At 52.8% G+C, this 15,302-nt stretch carries 14 protein-coding genes; 1 reads left to right on the top strand and 13 read right to left on the bottom strand.

The window, feature by feature from the left end; genetic code table 11:
• Positions 1–144: 144 nt before the first annotated feature.
• From JW499_RS18170 to rsuA, 3 genes are all read right to left on the bottom strand, one after another.
• Positions 145–762, bottom strand: coding sequence for a hypothetical protein (locus JW499_RS18170; RefSeq protein ID WP_205211916.1), 618 nt, complete (start codon positions 760–762; stop codon positions 145–147).
• A gap of 81 nt (positions 763–843) precedes the next feature.
• On the bottom strand, positions 844–1,887 hold the full coding sequence (locus tag JW499_RS18165) for a methyltransferase (protein ID WP_205211915.1): 1,044 nt from the start codon (positions 1,885–1,887) through the stop codon (positions 844–846).
• The gene (gene rsuA, locus JW499_RS18160; protein ID WP_205211914.1) at positions 1,887–2,576 is read right to left on the bottom strand and encodes a 16S rRNA pseudouridine(516) synthase RsuA; all 690 of its coding nucleotides are present in this window, start codon (positions 2,574–2,576) and stop codon (positions 1,887–1,889) included. The genes JW499_RS18165 and rsuA overlap by 1 nt, the downstream gene beginning before the upstream one ends.
• Before the next feature lie 129 nt (positions 2,577–2,705).
• Here rsuA and JW499_RS18155 point away from each other — a divergent pair, with 129 nt between their 5' ends.
• Positions 2,706–3,542, top strand: coding sequence for a 6-carboxytetrahydropterin synthase (locus tag JW499_RS18155; RefSeq protein WP_205211913.1), 837 nt, complete (start codon positions 2,706–2,708; stop codon positions 3,540–3,542).
• 116 nt (positions 3,543–3,658) lie between these two features.
• Here the strand turns inward: JW499_RS18155 and JW499_RS18150 are convergent, their stop codons facing one another.
• The 10 genes from JW499_RS18150 to dksA form a co-directional block, all read right to left on the bottom strand.
• A complete protein-coding gene (locus JW499_RS18150; RefSeq protein WP_205211912.1) occupies positions 3,659–4,840 on the bottom strand; it encodes an acetyl-CoA C-acetyltransferase in 1,182 nt (393 codons plus the stop codon).
• 283 nt (positions 4,841–5,123) lie between these two features.
• Entirely contained in the window at positions 5,124–5,972 is an 849-nt protein-coding gene (panC, locus tag JW499_RS18145; protein WP_205211911.1) for a pantoate--beta-alanine ligase, read from the bottom strand.
• Between the two features lie 5 nt (positions 5,973–5,977).
• Positions 5,978–6,769 carry a 3-methyl-2-oxobutanoate hydroxymethyltransferase gene (gene panB, locus JW499_RS18140; RefSeq protein ID WP_091361607.1) on the bottom strand — a complete coding sequence of 264 codons (792 nt, stop codon included), beginning with the start codon at positions 6,767–6,769 and terminating at the stop codon, positions 5,978–5,980.
• A 129-nt stretch (positions 6,770–6,898) separates the two neighbouring features.
• Entirely contained in the window at positions 6,899–7,402 is a 504-nt protein-coding gene (gene folK / locus JW499_RS18135; protein ID WP_205211910.1) for a 2-amino-4-hydroxy-6-hydroxymethyldihydropteridine diphosphokinase, read from the bottom strand.
• Positions 7,395–8,807: a polynucleotide adenylyltransferase PcnB gene (gene pcnB, locus JW499_RS18130; RefSeq protein WP_205211909.1), complete on the bottom strand. Its 1,413-nt coding sequence runs from the start codon at positions 8,805–8,807 to the stop codon at positions 7,395–7,397. The genes folK and pcnB overlap by 8 nt, the downstream gene beginning before the upstream one ends.
• A 541-nt stretch (positions 8,808–9,348) precedes the next feature.
• Positions 9,349–10,755 carry a sigma-54-dependent transcriptional regulator gene (locus tag JW499_RS18125; RefSeq protein ID WP_205211908.1) on the bottom strand — a complete coding sequence of 469 codons (1,407 nt, stop codon included), beginning with the start codon at positions 10,753–10,755 and terminating at the stop codon, positions 9,349–9,351.
• 56 nt (positions 10,756–10,811) lie between these two features.
• A complete protein-coding gene (locus JW499_RS18120) occupies positions 10,812–13,715 on the bottom strand; it encodes an ATP-binding protein (RefSeq protein ID WP_205211907.1) in 2,904 nt (967 codons plus the stop codon).
• Positions 13,705–13,881 carry an Asp23/Gls24 family envelope stress response protein gene (locus JW499_RS18115; protein WP_205211906.1) on the bottom strand — a complete coding sequence of 59 codons (177 nt, stop codon included), beginning with the start codon at positions 13,879–13,881 and terminating at the stop codon, positions 13,705–13,707. Before JW499_RS18115 ends, JW499_RS18120 begins: the two co-directional genes overlap by 11 nt.
• A complete protein-coding gene (gene gluQRS / locus JW499_RS18110) occupies positions 13,881–14,756 on the bottom strand; it encodes a tRNA glutamyl-Q(34) synthetase GluQRS (RefSeq protein WP_205211905.1) in 876 nt (291 codons plus the stop codon). The genes JW499_RS18115 and gluQRS overlap by 1 nt, the downstream gene beginning before the upstream one ends.
• 35 nt (positions 14,757–14,791) lie before the next feature.
• Complete coding sequence (gene dksA, locus JW499_RS18105) at positions 14,792–15,220, bottom strand: RNA polymerase-binding protein DksA (protein WP_091361626.1); 429 nt, start codon at positions 15,218–15,220, stop codon at positions 14,792–14,794.
• Between the last annotated feature and the right edge of the window lie 82 nt (positions 15,221–15,302).

Below are 15,302 nucleotides of genomic sequence, written 5' to 3'. Positions count from 1 at the left end.
GCTCAGCCTTTTCTTCTTCAGTAAGCACAATAGGGGTGGCAATTCGCATGCGATAAGTCCGATTCTCTCAGGGTATTTGAGCTGAGGATACATTAAGAATCATCAAGAGTGAAACACTACACTAGCAAGTGACGAAGTCACGTTCTAGCCACTTTGTTTTTCCCGCATAACGCAGTACAGTCTGAATCCATAAATTGTGTAAAGACAGTTAAGAAAACCGAAGACAATATCGAACAAACTGCGGATCATCAGTGAATCAATGCCCATAACCTGCAGCAGGGTTTCGATTAACAGGTTACCGCCCAGCAGTACAACAAACAGAAAAGCCAGTCCGTTAAGCAGCGGCCAGAAGTAGTCTGAGGTGTCCTGCCAGCTGTTTTTGAGGGCATCAGCCGGAGCCGATCGTTCGATAATGCTGTGATATTCAGCGAAGCCCAGGCGGATCAGGATAAACACTCCGGGAATAAAAAACAGCAGCAGACCCATGACGATAGCGAAAGCGCCTAGCAGTTTGGTGACAAACAGTGATCCCCAGCGCTGGAGGCCAATTTTCAGGGCTGCTGTAGTGCTGATCGGAGCATTATTGACCACTGACTCCAGGTAGGCGATGGTGGCGCCTGCATAGAGGGGCAGGAAGATCAGGCTGGCCAGATAGAACATCAGGACTGAGTTGTTTAACTCCGGGTTTTCCGGGTCGACCGATTGCATCGCGCTCATGCTGATCAGGGTTATCAAAATGATAAACGGCAGCTGTATACGCATTATCGGTTGCATATTGGCGCGGAAGAAAAACCAGGTTTGTTTAAGATAGGTGGAGACCATGCTGTGTTTTTAACTCATCTCTTATTTCGGTTGGGCCAGTAATATCAGCTTAAAACTGCCATTATCGGCGATTGTTTCTACGGTTGAGAACCGCTTTTGGGCTTTTCGTTCAAGGGGAATGTGCAGGTTTACCACAAAACAGGCGACACCATCAGTCTGCAGATGTTTACGGGCAGCCTCCAGAAACCGGTCGGTCATGTCTCCCTCGATACCGAAGCCCTGATGGAACGGGGGGTTGCAAACGATCAGTGGAAATCGCGCCGCAACGCCCTCTGCACAATCGGCCGCAACGACCTCGGCATCGATCCCCTGCTGCTTAAAGTTTTCCCTGCAGGCTTGCAGGGCGCCGGCGTTGTTATCGGTGGCGGTGAGCCGGCAGTCTCTGGGGGAACAGTTCAGCGACAGATAACCATAGCCGCAGCCCAGATCAAGGGCGGTTTGCGGCGGGCTTGGTAACCGTTCGATAAAGCGGGGTAGTTCGGCGACCAGAAAAGCGCTGCCTTTGTCGATCTTATTCCAGCCGTAGACCCCAGGTTTGCTGATATAACTGAAGTTTTCGTCAGCCGCTACTTCACGAAGGCGGGTGTAATCCTGATCTTCGAGTAACTCTGTATCAGGGGCTCCCGGTGACGTCAGCACCCCCATCCAGGTATTCTTGTCTGACTTGGACTGTTCCATCTGTCCGGCAAACAGTTTTCTGGCCTTATCCAGATAGGTTTTTATCCCTTCGTTTTTCAGACCGGAGATACACAGAGTGCCGCCGGGTTTGAGGATGCGGATCGCCTGGTTGATCACATGGTGCACCACCGGCTTTTCTTTTGAGATCCGGTAGATAATTTTATCCACACTATGATTCTCATAGGGGCTGAAATCAAAGTCAGAAAACTGGCTGTTCCAGCCGGCCACGTTCAACTGCTGGCAGAGGTCAAAGCGGTTGCTGATAACGGTAACGGCCGGATTAACCCGGCTGGTCTGATTCAGCAGGTTTTCATCGGCAATCCACAGAGCGATGCCGGCAGCGCTGTCCAGCTCAGGTTTTAACAGGGAAAAGGCGGTGTCAGTCATCAGAAAGAGTTAGCCTCTGCTTCGGTAAGATAACGAAATTCGCCAGGTTCCAGCGCATCATCCAGGGCAATCGCGCCAATCTGCTCGCGGTGCAGGGCGACGACTTTATTGCCCATGGCGGCAAACATTCGCTTAACCTGATGGTAACGGCCTTCGTGCAGGGTCACCCGGGCCTGAGTCTCCGAGAGGATATCCAGCTGAGCCGGCTGTGTCGGTTTCTCCTCGTTGCGCAGCGTGATACCGGCAGCAAACGCTTCTACACAGTTTTCTGTGATCGGATCAGCCGTGGTGACAAGGTAGACCTTATCGCAACGATGTCGCGGTGAGGTGACCCGGTGTGACCATTGCCCATCGTTGGTGATCAGTACCAGTCCGGTGGTGTCAATATCCAGTCGTCCGGCGGGGTGAAGGTCACGGATGTTGTCCAGCTCAAGCAGATCGATCACTGTTGGGTGTTCTGCATCTTCAGTGGCACATACGGTGCCCTGCGGTTTGTTCAGCATCAGATATCTGGGGCCCGGTGGTGAAACTTCCCGCCCCTCAAGTGACACCTCATCATCGCTGCTAACTTTATAACCGTGATCCTGACAGATCTGACCGTTGACCTCGACATTCTTACATTTGATCTGTCGTTTAATAAGACTGCGGGGTAAACCGGTTGCCTGACTCAGATATTTATCCAGTCGCATCGAATTTCATCTGCCTGTTATCAAAAAACAGCTAGTATACCGGTAGCAGCCGGAATGCAATAGAGCTGGTAATCAGCTAATATATGCCGCCCGTCTAATGACTAATTTAAACTGACCGTGTGACTGCCTGTGAAGCTTTTTGTAGATAACCTGACCAACGTTGACTTTTCTTACCTGCACCCGCAAAGAGGTCTGCTGGGAGAGTCCTGGCTGGTCCAGCTGGTGCTGGATGGCAACCTGAATGAGCAGGGCATGATCTGTGACTTCGCGATTGTCAAAAAAGCGGTCAAGCAGTGGTTTGATAACTGTATCGACCATGGCTTAGTGGTGCCCACCGCAATGGCTAACCTTTCAGCCATTCAAACCGGTGGGGAAACAACCGTGACCTGGCAATACCCTGATGGCGGAGAGTTTTTCTGCCGTTCACCAAAGCAGGCGATAGTGCTGGTGGATCTGGAGCAGGTGACGGAGACCAGTCTGGCTAAGTGGTGTAAAGATCAGCTGCTGGCGCTGTTTCCTGATGAGGTGCAGGGGCTGGAGATCAGTTTTGTGCCTGAGGCGATCAGTGGTGCCTTCTATCACTATAGCCATGGTTTACAGCAGCACGATGGCAACTGTCAGCGCATCGCTCACGGACATCGCTCGCGGATTGAGATCTTTCTCGATGGTCAGCGTGATACCGGTGTGGAGCAGCTGTGGGCTGAAACCTTCCGTGATATCTATATCGGCACTCGCAGCCACCTGCTGGAAGAACCATCTGCAGAGCACCATTATCAGTATGATGCGCCTCAGGGGCAGTTTGAGATCAGGTTGCCTGCAGCGCATTGCTATCTGATCGATACGGAAACGACAGTGGAGCAGATTGCCTGTCATCTGGCCGGGCAGGTGAAAGCGGAATACCCTGATCGAGAGGTGATGGTGAGAGCATTTGAAGGGGTCGGTAAAGGCGCGATAGCCACTGCCTGAGGATTGTGGGAAGCGCGCCCCGCGGCGATTAGGGCTCCAGCGTGAGGGATACCTCCCGATGACGCAAAAAAAAGCCCTGACTAATCAGTCAGGGCTTTTTTGTTTTCGGAATGCGATTATGCGCGTTCGATCGCCAGTGCAGTACCCATACCGCCACCGATACAGAGTGTCGCCAGACCTTTCTTCGCGTCCCGACGAGCCATCTCGTGTAGCAGCGAAACGAAGATACGGCAGCCTGAAGCACCGATTGGGTGACCCAGAGCGATAGCACCACCGTTCACGTTGACGATGTTAGTATCCCAGCCCAGGTCTTTGTTAACTGACATCGCCTGTGCCGCAAACGCTTCGTTGGCTTCAACCAGTTCCAGATCATCAATGGTCCAGCCCGCTTTTTCCAGCGCTTTCTGCGTGGCGCAGATCGGGCCAGTACCCATGATAGAAGGGTCAACCCCTGCAGAGGCATAGGCTTTAATAGTCGCCAGAACCGGCAGACCCAGTTCAGCAGCTTTCTCTGCAGAGCAAAGAATTACCGCAGCAGCGCCATCGTTAATCGTAGAGGAGTTACCGGCAGTAACGGTACCATCTTTCTTGAATGCTGGGCGTAGTTTGCCCAGTGCTTCAGCAGTAGCGCCGTGACGTGGCTGCTCATCCGTATCAAAAACGACTGGATCGCCTTTGCGCTGAGGAATAATCACAGGGATGATCTCATCAGCAAATTTGCCTGCTTTCTGAGCAGCTTCAGCTTTGTTCTGAGACGCTGCGGCAAAGGCATCCTGCTCTTCACGGGTGAAACCGTATTTCTCAACGATGTTTTCAGTGGTGATACCCATGTGATAGTCGTTGAACGCATCCCACAGGCCATCTTTGATCATGGTGTCGACCATCTTCCAGTCACCCATGCGGGCACCGTTGCGGGAGTTAGGCAGGATGTGCGCAGAGGCGCTCATGTTTTCCTGGCCGCCGGCAATAATCATCTCAGCATCGCCACAGCGGATTGCCTGAGTGGCCAGTTGCAGTGCTTTCAGACCGGAACCACAGACTTTGTTGATCGTCATGGCCGGGACATCAATCGGCAGGCCGGCATTGATCGTTGCCTGGCGGGCAGGGTTCTGGCCGCAGCCAGCGGTCAGAACCTGTCCCAGAATAACTTCATCGATCTGGTCAGCCTGGATGCCGGATTTTTCCAGCAGACCTTTAATAACGGTAGCGCCAAGATCGCTGGCAGGAACTGATGCCAGAGAACCATTAAAATTACCTACAGCCGTACGGCCTGCAGCTACAACAACAACATCACGCATGATCATTCCTCTTGCTTGTAAGATTGCTGCGGTAGTGTAGTCACGCACTGTGACTATTTAATGGCAGGTCAGCCAGTAACCCGTCACGAAACACTCTGCAGCTTTTTTGTAGTAATCATATTTGTGCAGTGCAGTACAGCATAGTCGAAAGCCAACTGCAATGGGGTTTCCCCTAATCTGGCGGCATGAAGAATAAAAAAATGACGCCAGACCGTTCAATTTAGCAGTAGTTTAATCGATTACCAAGCCGACCAAAGGTGAAGATGCCGCATAAGGGTTATGTTCAGAGATCAACAACCATATTATCAATCAGACGGGCTTTGCCTAAATAGGCGGCAGCCACCAGTACTAACTGGGTATCTTCCGGGCCGGCGGGTTGCAGATCCTTGCGGTTGCAGATGGTGTAGTAGTCCCGCTTAAAGCCTGCCTCTTCGAGGCGCTGCTGAGCTTCTTCCTGTAATGCGGCATAGTCACGGCGACCAGCACTGATCTGGGCAATAGTCTGACAGATCGTCTGGTTCAGAATGGGAGCCGTCGCTAGCTCTGCTTCGGTCAGATAGCCGTTACGTGAACTCAGGGCCAGGCCGCTCTGGGCCCGGGCAATTGGTGCGCCAAGGATTTCAACCGGCAGAAACAGATCTTCAGCCATACGACGGATAACCATCAGTTGCTGGAAATCTTTTTCGCCAAAGATAGCGACATCGGGCTGGACGATTCCAAACAGCTTACACACCACGGTGGCAACCCCGCGAAAATGTCCTGGGCGGCTGGCACCGCAGTGGATATCGGAGATCCCTGGCACTTCGATCAGTGTTTGGATTACCTGACCGTTGGGGTACATCTCATTGATATTCGGCGCAAACAGATAATCGCAGCCAGCGGCTGTCAGTTTTTCCTGGTCTGATGTCAGGGTGCGTGGATAGGCATCCAGGTCCTCATTCTCACCAAACTGCAGTGGGTTGACAAAGATGCTGGCGACGGTTATATCGGCATGATTGTTCGCCTGGTGAATCAGTTGGATATGCCCGGTATGGAGATTGCCCATGGTTGGAACAAAACCGATTTTTTTGCCCGCACGACGCTCTTGGCCGAGGGCTTCACGCAGCTCAGCGATAGAATAGATGGTTTTCATGATGGTTAGAATCCGTGTTCAGGTCCGGGGAAGGTACCGGCCTTCACTTCGTCAGCATAGGCTTTGAAAGCGGCGGCGATATCATTATTGTCAGCCATAAAGTTTTTGACAAACCTGGGGCTGCGGCCCGGAGTGATTCCCAGCATATCGTGCATCACCAGCACCTGAGCATCAGTGTCTGCACCAGCGCCGATACCGATAACCGGAATGTCTACCGCTTTAGTGATCTCGCCTGCCAGCAGTGCGGGAACGCATTCCAGCAGCAGCATCGCTGCGCCAGCCTGTTCCAGACGTACGGCATCTTCGATCATCTTTTTTGCGGCACTGTTATCACGTCCCTGTACCCTATATCCCCCCAGGACATTGACCGCTTGTGGTGTGAGCCCAAGATGAGCGCATACCGGAACTCCGCGTTCTGCCAAAAGGGTAATTGTTTCGTCCAGCCAGGCAGCACCTTCCAGTTTAACGATATGGGCGCCGGCCTGCATCAGTGCTGCGGCGCTGTCCATTGCCTGCGCGGGAGTGCCATAGCTCATAAAGGGCAGATCGGTCATGATCATCGAGCCCTGATTACCTGCTTTTACGGCGGCGGTATGGTAAGCCATCTCTTCAAGGGTGACCGGCAGAGTGCTGTCATTGCCCTGCAATACCATGCCCAGGGAGTCGCCCACTAATATCACCTCAACACCAGCGGTGCTGATAAGGTGGGAAAAACAGGCGTCGTATGCGGTAAGTACCGCAAACTTTTCACCGGCCTGTTTACGAGCCATCAGTGTATGAAGGGTAATGCTGCTCATAAGAGAACCTGCTTATTTATTACTCAGACGGGGGGATTATACATAGCCCTTTTCCGTTTAACTATTATCTATTGTGCATAGCAGTAAAAAACGATTTATATTATTGTTTTTAAAGTATTTTATGTTTTATTAAATTCGTTCGAGAGTGCCTTTTTCGCACTGCTTAATGCATTCAGCGAGACTTTTTTGCTGTGCAATAGTGAGGTCTGGGTTAATTTCTGCCAGAGGATAGAGCACAAAATTGCGCTCATGAAGGTAGGGGTGGGGGACGGTTAATCGTTCATTGCTGATCAACTGATCACCGTAGAGCAGCAGGTCCAGATCCAGAGTTCGGGGACCCCAGTGCTGAACTCTGATCCGCTGATGCTGTTGTTCCAGTGCCTGCAGTGCATCAAGCAGCTCAAGCGGAGAAAGACTGGTCTCCAGGCTGGCAACTGCATTGATATAGTCGGGCTGACCGGGCGGACCAACCGGATCGCTGCGATACAGGCTGGAGTGGATCAGATGGCGGCAGTTGTCTAAACGTTGCAGCTCCAGCAGTGCGGTGGTCACCTGTGTCACCGGGTTTTCAAGATTGCTGCCCAGCCCTATATAGCAACGGGTCCAGGGGCGGGATACGGGTGACTCAGCCATTATTCTGCTCATGCTTCTTTGCCGGTGAGCGGCGTCTGCGGCGTCGTTTGGGGGCCTCATCTTTGGGGACTTCGCGGGACATATGGCTGCGTATCTGCGGGTTCTGTGTCTGATAGTCAGTCCACCATTTACCCAGGCCTTCCAGATCTTCACCGCTGTTTTCGCGCAACACCAGCAGGTCATAGGCGGCCCTGAAACGTGGATGTTCCATCAGCCGGTCGGCCCGTTTGCCCTGGCGACGGGGCAGGCGGAACTGCAGCTCCCAGATCTCTCTGATCGGAGTGGAGAAGCGCCGTGGAATGGCGGTCTGGCTTATCTGTTCACCAATTACCTGATTGGCAGCTTCATGCATTGCCGGCACCGTATGCAGCCCCTCCTGCTTTTGCAGTTTGCGCATCCGTTGTTGCATTGGATACCAGAGCAGGGCGGCAAACAGGAAGGCTGGCGTGACGCTTTTGTCCTGCTGCAGCCGGCGATCGGTATTCTGCAGGGCATTCAGTACCAGTTGCTCTACCGGAGCCCCTTGCGGGTTATCAAGACAGTATGCGGTCTGGCTGAAGATATGTTCCAGCAAACCGTATTTACGGAACTGATGGTAAGATTCCACACCATGGCCAGACTGGAATATTTTCAGTACTTCGTCAAACAATCGGGCCGGCGCGATATCTTTCAGCAGATAGCCCAGCTCATACAGCGGGGCTTCTGTTTCTGGCTCAATGGTAAACCCCAGTTTGGCAGCAAAGCGCGCTGCTCTGAGCATCCTTACCGGGTCTTCCCGGTAGCGGGCCTCGGGATCACCGATCATCCGCAGGGTGCGGTTTTTCAGGTCGTTGTAGCCGTGAGTGAAATCATAGACACAGTGGTCTTTCGGACAGTAGTAAAGTGCATTGACGGTGAAATCGCGCCGTAGTGCGTCCTCTTCAATGGTGCCGTAGACGTTATCGCGCACGATCATACCGCTGTCGTTCTGACGGCCATGCTCGCCATCGCTATTTTTGGGGTGGCTGTCATGGCTGGCGCGGAAGGTGGCTACTTCGATCATGTCCCGGCCAAACCGGACATGCAGTAGTTTAAAGCGCCGGCCGATCAGGCGCGAGCGACGGAACAGCGCATGTGCCTGCTCCGGGGTGGCATTGGTGGCAACATCAAAATCTTTGGGGTGCTTATTCATCAGCAGGTCGCGAATACATCCGCCCACCAGATAGCCTTCGTAGCCTTCATCCTGCAGGTGATAAGCGGTTTTCATCGCCGCGTCATTCAGCTGTCGGCGAGGAATTTGATGAACCTCTTCGGGTATAAGCTGAGGGCCGCTGGTTTGCGGGCTGGCTTCGCCGGCTGAGCGTTTTCGATGACTACCGAATAGTTTACGGATAAACGAGCCTATTGGTGATGAGTTTTTGTCCATATAACACTGAGAAACTTGCGCAGAAATAAGAGCGCAGAATAATAGCATGAAATCTAATCAAAAACGCAGTTAAAGCCGCAGTTTTACTGATCTATAGTGCAAAGAATGTGTGAAATATAACAGGACAAAAGGAGATGGGTAAGCTGACCGCTTTTAGACAACAACTCTGTCTTAGCTTGTTGTTTTTATTTCTAAGAGCACTGTTTCGGGACCGTTGTATTGGGTGTCAATTCAGCGATCAGCTTGTAGAGCCTCATTTTTATTTTTATTCGAGGCGGAGTACTTATCGACCATAATCTGGGTTTTATTTTTATTATGATTATTGGCGGTAAGTATTGTTCTTCTTCTTGCCCGTATATAGAGCAGTAGTTGTGCCAGTTTTGTTAACTTTTTGTTTTTATTGTATTTATTGTTTTTGTGGTCTGTTTGTTACCCTGTCGCCACAATGAAGGGTAACAAAAAGTGTTACCTTTTTACTCATGCTGCATCTGCTCAATGGGGGATAAGTAACACTTTTGCCCCCGTTCTGGTGACAGCCTTTTCAGACGTTGTTATGTTCTTTAGACTTTCGTGGGATGCCCAGTTTCTGGCGGCGCTCCCATAAACACTTGCGACTGATACCCAGTTTTTTTGCCAGCTTGGTTTCACTCATGCTGTCCTGATTCTCCAGTACGAAGCGCTGGAAGTAATCATCCAGAGAGAGGTTCTGTTCCGGGCGGCGCTCACGGAGATCGATGTCTGTTTCCGCGACAAGTGAGTGACCACTGGCAAAACTGGATTCCAGCTCTGCCAGGCTACCGCACTCGATATCGAGCCCCAGCAGGTCTGTGGTGATGTGGTGATCATCCGCCAGAATAACCGCCCGTTCAATGGCATTCTGCAGTTCGCGGACATTACCTGGCCAGTTATACCGTATCATCGTCTCACAGGCATCGGCACTGAAACTGAGCAGAGGGGAGCCGAGCTTCTCGCAGCTTTTCTGCAGGAACTGCTGAGCGATCTCAATAATATCCTCACCGCGTTCCCGCAGTGGTGGCATTTGCAGCTCCATTACATAAAGCCGGTAATAGAGGTCTTCGCGGAACTCGCCTGTTTTGGCCAGGGCTTTCAGGTTGCGGTGGGTGGCGGCAATCAGCCGGACATCAACATGGGTCGATTTGACCGCGCCTACTCTGCGGATCTCGCCCTCCTGTAAAAAGCGCAGTAGCCGGGCTTGTGCTTCCAGAGGCAGTTCGCCAATCTCATCAAGGAACAGAGTGCCGCCATTGGCGGCTTCGATCAGGCCGTTGCGGGCCGAGTCTGCTCCGGTAAATGCCCCTTTCTCGTGGCCAAACAGCTCTGATTCGATCAGGGTTTCCGGGATCGATGCACAGTTTACAGACACCATGGGCGAGCCTGAACGGTCGCTTTGCTGGTGGATCGCTCTGGCCGCCAGTTCTTTACCGGTGCCAGATTCGCCCTGAATCAGAACGGTGGCATCGGTGCGCGCCACCTTGTGAATCCGGCTGAAGAGGTTTCTCATCGCAGCGCAGTTACCAACCATCTGGTTTTCCGGCAACTGTGCTCCTGCACTACGGTCAGCGGTTTTGTCATCGCCCCCGCGCAGCTTGATAATACTGGCGATGGTTTCCAGAATCTCTTCGTGATCAAACGGTTTAGCAATATAGTCAACGGCCCCCAGCTTCATCGCATCCACGGCGGAGCGCATGCTGGCATAACTGGTCATAATGACCACCGGGACCGCTTTGGCCAGGTTGATCAGGTCAGTGCCTGGTGCTCCGGGCAGGCGCAGGTCGCTGATGATCAGGTTGTAATCATTGAGATTGAACTGGCTGGTTGCTTCGTCAACGGACCCTGCGTCGTCGACACTGTAGCTGTTGCGCTCCAGCAGTCGCCGGAGGGCAGAACGTATAATAGACTCATCTTCTACGATCAGAATGCGGCTCATTCGGTTTACCTTTGCTTCTTGTCCTCTGGTCTGCAGGTGTTTGTTATCTTACAAACTTAATCCTGCAAAGTGACCGGGAGGGTGATAACCACCTGAGTGCCATTGTTCTGATTTTTATTGGCGGGACTCACTATGCTTATACTACCATAATGCTCTTCAATGATGTTATAGACCAAAGGCAGCCCTAATCCAGTGCCTTTACCGGGGTCTTTGGTGGTAAAAAAGGGTTCAAACAACTTGTTCTGGTGTTCCGGGGCGATCCCGCTGCCCTCATCCGTCACCGTGATCTCGAAGGAGTTGCTGTTGCGTTTGGCATCCAGCCATACCCGGCCATGGATCGGAGTTGCATCACAGGCATTATTGATCAGATTGACAAACACCTGCATCAGCCGTTGTGGGTCGCCGCTGATATTGATGGCTGCATCGATATTGTTGATCAGGTTAATCTCGCGTCCACGGCTGTCCATCGACACCAGGTGAAGTGCCTCATCGGTCAGCGCTTTGAGGTTGATATCTTCCTGAAGCTGTTTGCCCTCACTCTGACCGGTATGCGCAAAGCGGATCAGCGACTGCACAATACGGGTGATGCGGTTAGTCTGAGCAACAATCTGTTCGCCGCTTTCAAGGATGATCTCATCATCGGTTTCATATTTCAGGTTCTGCGCCAGGCAGGCGATTCCGGTGACCGGATTGCCAATTTCGTGTGCTACTCCGGCAGCAAAGCGGCCGATTGAGGCGAGTCGTTCGTTGTGGGATAGCCGGTTGACCAGAATCTGGTTTTCGGTTTCATTTTCCAGCAGGATCACCATCGACTCTGAGTTTTCCGCCAGACTGGCTTTGTGCAGACTCAGCCAGCAATTCTCTCCGTTGATCAGCAGATGGTGAGAGAGCAGATGGTTTTGTTCCTGTGTTGAAAAATCATGCAGCAGCTCCCCCCAGGGCTCAGGCAGGTTGATTAACCTGCGGGTTAGCACCGATGAGGTTTGCAGGCCGGTAAACTGTTCCATCTCCTGATTCCAGAAGATAATCTGGCCTTTTTCGTCCAGCGAACAGGCGCCCACAGGTAAGCGTTGCAGGGTCATCCGGTGGTGGCGGCGCAGGTTATCCAGTTCAGCTGCCAGGCCGCTGAGCCGGGTTTGATAGTTTTCCAGTTGTCCCTCCAGCAGATGGATGTCCCGGGTGCGGTACTGATCCAGGGTGTCTTTGTGAATCTGCTGGTTTAACAGCGTGCTGGCCTCAACCGGTCCGAACAGAGCGCTAAGCCGGCTCTCAATCAGGGTCCTGAGGCGCATCAGGTCGATAGCGTTAAGCTCGCCGCGATGCAGATTCAACTCCTGTAATGCTTGTTCAACCTCCTTCTGGGCGGTCCCTTTTCCCAATCGGGTACTGAGTAACGTCACCAGTTCATCGCTGTGACTGATGTTTAACTGGGGGCCAACCGGACGTTGCAGGCTGTTATGCAGACAGGCGCTGGCGCTGGCGATCTCTTCCGGTGAGCTGCGGGTCAGAATGGAGGCCAGCAGGAAGACGATAATATTTGCTGTCAGCGCATAGATGGCGATGTGGTGCCAGTTCTGATGATACATAATCGATGCGTCATCGCTGATCGTTCCATTCAGCAGAGCGGTGAGCATCGGAAAAATCCAGGTGCTCATGCCAACAATCAGTCCGAGGCAGAAGCCCGTGCGGTTGGCTCCCGGCCAGAAAAGTGTTGCGAGGATGCCCGGCAGAAACTGCATAAAGGCGATAAATGCCAGGGTGCCAAGCCAGTGGATATTGTAATTCAGGCCGACCTCAGCATAGAACAGATAGCTGCCGATCATCATCACGATAATGAGTATCCGTCTGAGCCACAGCAGGTGGGAATATAACCGCTGTGTTGATAGCGGCGGAACCAGTGGCAGGATCAGATGATTCTGTAGCATAGAGGCGATTGATATGGTCGCTACAATGATGATTCCGCTGGCTGCGGTCAGGCCGCCGATAAAGGCCAGGGTGGTGATAAAACCGGATTCCAGTTTAATGCCCAGATTGAGAATCAGGAAAGCGGGCTGATCTGCAATCCCAAGGCGGATGCCCGCCCAGAGAACAGGAGGCACTGCTAACGCCAGTATCAGCAGGTAAAGCGGTACCCCCCAACTGGCTTTGTGCAGGCTGTTGGATGAGGTGTTTTCGGTAAACATCATATGGAAGGTGTGCGGCATCACGATGATGGCTGAGAAAAAACCCAGCAACATGGTGCGCCACATATCGCTGTCCAGTTGTGTGTCGAATACCGCCAGCTCTTCAGGGTGCTGCTGCAGCCATAGCTCCAGTCCGCCCGGACCTCCCATCACATTGAACAGAGCGTACAGCGCTATGGTCGTGAGGGCGAACAGCTTGATCAGTGATCCCGTTGCCATCGCCACAATCAGACCGGTACGGTTATAGCGCAGAGAGGGGTTGCGGGCCCCCACCAGAATCGAAAACAGAGCGATCAGCGTGCAGAAGCCCACCGCGATCTGATCTGAAGAGAAGTCCTGATTAAGAATATGCAGTGAATCTGAGACCGCCTGAATCTGAATCGATATGAGTGGCAGAATTGCGATCAGGGAAAAAATCGCTGTCAGGGCACCAGCCGTGGCGGAACGAAAGCGGAAGGCAAACAGGTCGGCCAGCGAGCTTAGCTGGTAGGTGCGGGTGATCCGCAGAATCGGAATCAGAATCACCGGAGCCAGAAAGAAGGCGGCTGACGCACCGAGGTAGGATGCCAGAAAACTGTAGCCAGATTCTTTGGCAATGGCGAAGGTGCCATAAAAGGTCCAGACGCTGGTGAATACCCCCAGTGACAGCACATAGGTGGCCGGATGATAGATGATGCGTTTGGCAATCCAGCCCCGTTCAGTGATGTAAGCGGTACCAAACAGGGCGGTCAGATAGGCGATGGCGATCAGCAGCAGGCCAGCCAGATTAAAATTCATCGCTACGCCGTCTCCTTTCCAGTATGGCGACAATCAGGATCAGAGCAGCCCAGATAATATAGGGCCTGTACCAGGGCGTGGCGGAATCGGGCCACCACTGATCGAGCATAGGCGACAGCAGGTACCCTCCGATGACCAGGACGATCAGGGCGCGGTAAAAATGCATCAGCTATCCTCCAGAATGATGCCTGTTTGGTTTGGCACAGCCGTGATATCCCAGTGCGCAGAGGCCCAGCTAAGACACTCTTCAATATTGCTGTCGGTTAATTCTGCCACGGGTTGCTGGCCAAGAAAATCCAGGGCGCGGATGATCAGCTGTAGCGCCTGACCTTCATCCAGCGCCGGGGCCAGGGTCTGTTTACTGAGCTTCTGGCCCCGGATGTTGGTTGCGACGGGGATATGGGCATAGACAGGCTGAGGGTATCCCAGCTGCTGTTGCAGCTGTATCTGCTTCGGCGTTGAATCAAGCAGGTCGGAACCGCGAACGATGTGGCTGATCTGTTGCGCGGCATCATCAATAGTGACGGCCAACTGATAGGCAAAAAAACCATCGCGGCGGAAGATGACAAAATCCTCAACCTGATTACTGAACTGCTGGTGGCCCTGAATCCGGTCGTAGAACGGGTGATCCTGATCACAGCGACTGCGAATAGCACAGTGCGTATCGGTTGCGGGCGGGTTGTTGCGGCAATAACGATCATAAAGTAAGCCGCCGCTACGCTTGCGAATCTGCTGTCGGGAACAACCGCAGCGATAGGCCGCGTCATTCTGGATGAGTTGTGACAGGATATCGCTATAGATCGCGTATCGGTCACTCTGACGAATGACTTCACCATCCCAGTGCAGTCCAAACTGTTCCAGTGTTTTTAAGATGCTGTCGCTGGCACCTTCAACTTCGCGCGGTGGGTCAAGATCTTCGATGCGTAACAGCCAGCGACCCTTATGTGCGCGGGCGTCGAGGTAGCTGGCAATCGCAGCGAGAAGGGAGCCGAAATGGAGCGGGCCAGTGGGTGAGGGAGCGAAGCGACCGGTATAGACCATTGCAGAAGCGGCTGACAGGGTCAGCCGCGAACAGATCAGATACCCAGCTGTTTCTCTTTGATCTCAGCCAGTGTTTTGCAGTCAATGCAGAGTGTTGCTGTCGGGCGTGCTTCCAGACGTCGCACGCCGATCTCTACACCGCAGGCTTCGCAGTAGCCGTAATCATCTTCGTCGATGCTTTCCATCGCTTTAGATATTTTGTTGATCAGCTTACGCTCCCGGTCCCGGGTGCGTAGTTCAAGGCTGAACTCTTCTTCCTGGCTGGCGCGGTCGCTGGGATCAGCAAAGTTGGTTGCTTCTTCCTGCAAATGGTTAACGGTACGGTCTACCTCTTCCATCAGCTCCTGTTTCCAGGCGTTCAGAATTTGGCGGAAATGATCTTTTTGAGCTTCGTTCATGTACTCTTCGCCATCCTTAATAGGATAAGGCACAAAGTGTGTGAACTGTGTTTCTTGATTCGGCATAGTTCTGCCTCGCTTCTCTCTCAACAGGTCGGGCAATGGTGCCCGAACGCTTCTACCAACGGCCATGATACTGAAGGTGTTT

Source organism: Amphritea pacifica (assembly GCF_016924145.1).
Lineage (GTDB): Bacteria > Pseudomonadota > Gammaproteobacteria > Pseudomonadales > Balneatricaceae > Amphritea > Amphritea pacifica.
This window is presented reverse-complemented; position numbering and strand designations above follow the sequence as displayed.

Excerpts from the sequence above, each read along its gene's own strand:
- JW499_RS18120 (WP_205211907.1), bottom strand. The coding sequence starts at position 13,715 with ATGAATTTTAATCTGGCTGGCCTGCTGCTGATCGCCATCGCCTATCTG.
- panB (WP_091361607.1), bottom strand. The coding sequence starts at position 6,769 with ATGAGCAGCATTACCCTTCATACACTGATGGCTCGTAAACAGGCCGGT.
- folK (WP_205211910.1), bottom strand. The coding sequence starts at position 7,402 with ATGGCTGAGTCACCCGTATCCCGCCCCTGGACCCGTTGCTATATAGGG.
- pcnB (WP_205211909.1), bottom strand. The coding sequence starts at position 8,807 with ATGGACAAAAACTCATCACCAATAGGCTCGTTTATCCGTAAACTATTC.
- JW499_RS18125 (WP_205211908.1), bottom strand. The coding sequence starts at position 10,755 with ATGAGCCGCATTCTGATCGTAGAAGATGAGTCTATTATACGTTCTGCC.
- gluQRS (WP_205211905.1), bottom strand. The coding sequence starts at position 14,756 with ATGGTCTATACCGGTCGCTTCGCTCCCTCACCCACTGGCCCGCTCCAT.
- JW499_RS18165 (WP_205211915.1), bottom strand. The coding sequence starts at position 1,887 with ATGACTGACACCGCCTTTTCCCTGTTAAAACCTGAGCTGGACAGCGCT.
- JW499_RS18170 (WP_205211916.1), bottom strand. The coding sequence starts at position 762 with ATGCGTATACAGCTGCCGTTTATCATTTTGATAACCCTGATCAGCATG.
- rsuA (WP_205211914.1), bottom strand. The coding sequence starts at position 2,576 with ATGCGACTGGATAAATATCTGAGTCAGGCAACCGGTTTACCCCGCAGT.
- JW499_RS18115 (WP_205211906.1), bottom strand. The coding sequence starts at position 13,881 with ATGCATTTTTACCGCGCCCTGATCGTCCTGGTCATCGGAGGGTACCTG.
- dksA (WP_091361626.1), bottom strand. The coding sequence starts at position 15,220 with ATGCCGAATCAAGAAACACAGTTCACACACTTTGTGCCTTATCCTATT.
- JW499_RS18150 (WP_205211912.1), bottom strand. The coding sequence starts at position 4,840 with ATGCGTGATGTTGTTGTTGTAGCTGCAGGCCGTACGGCTGTAGGTAAT.
- panC (WP_205211911.1), bottom strand. The coding sequence starts at position 5,972 with ATGAAAACCATCTATTCTATCGCTGAGCTGCGTGAAGCCCTCGGCCAA.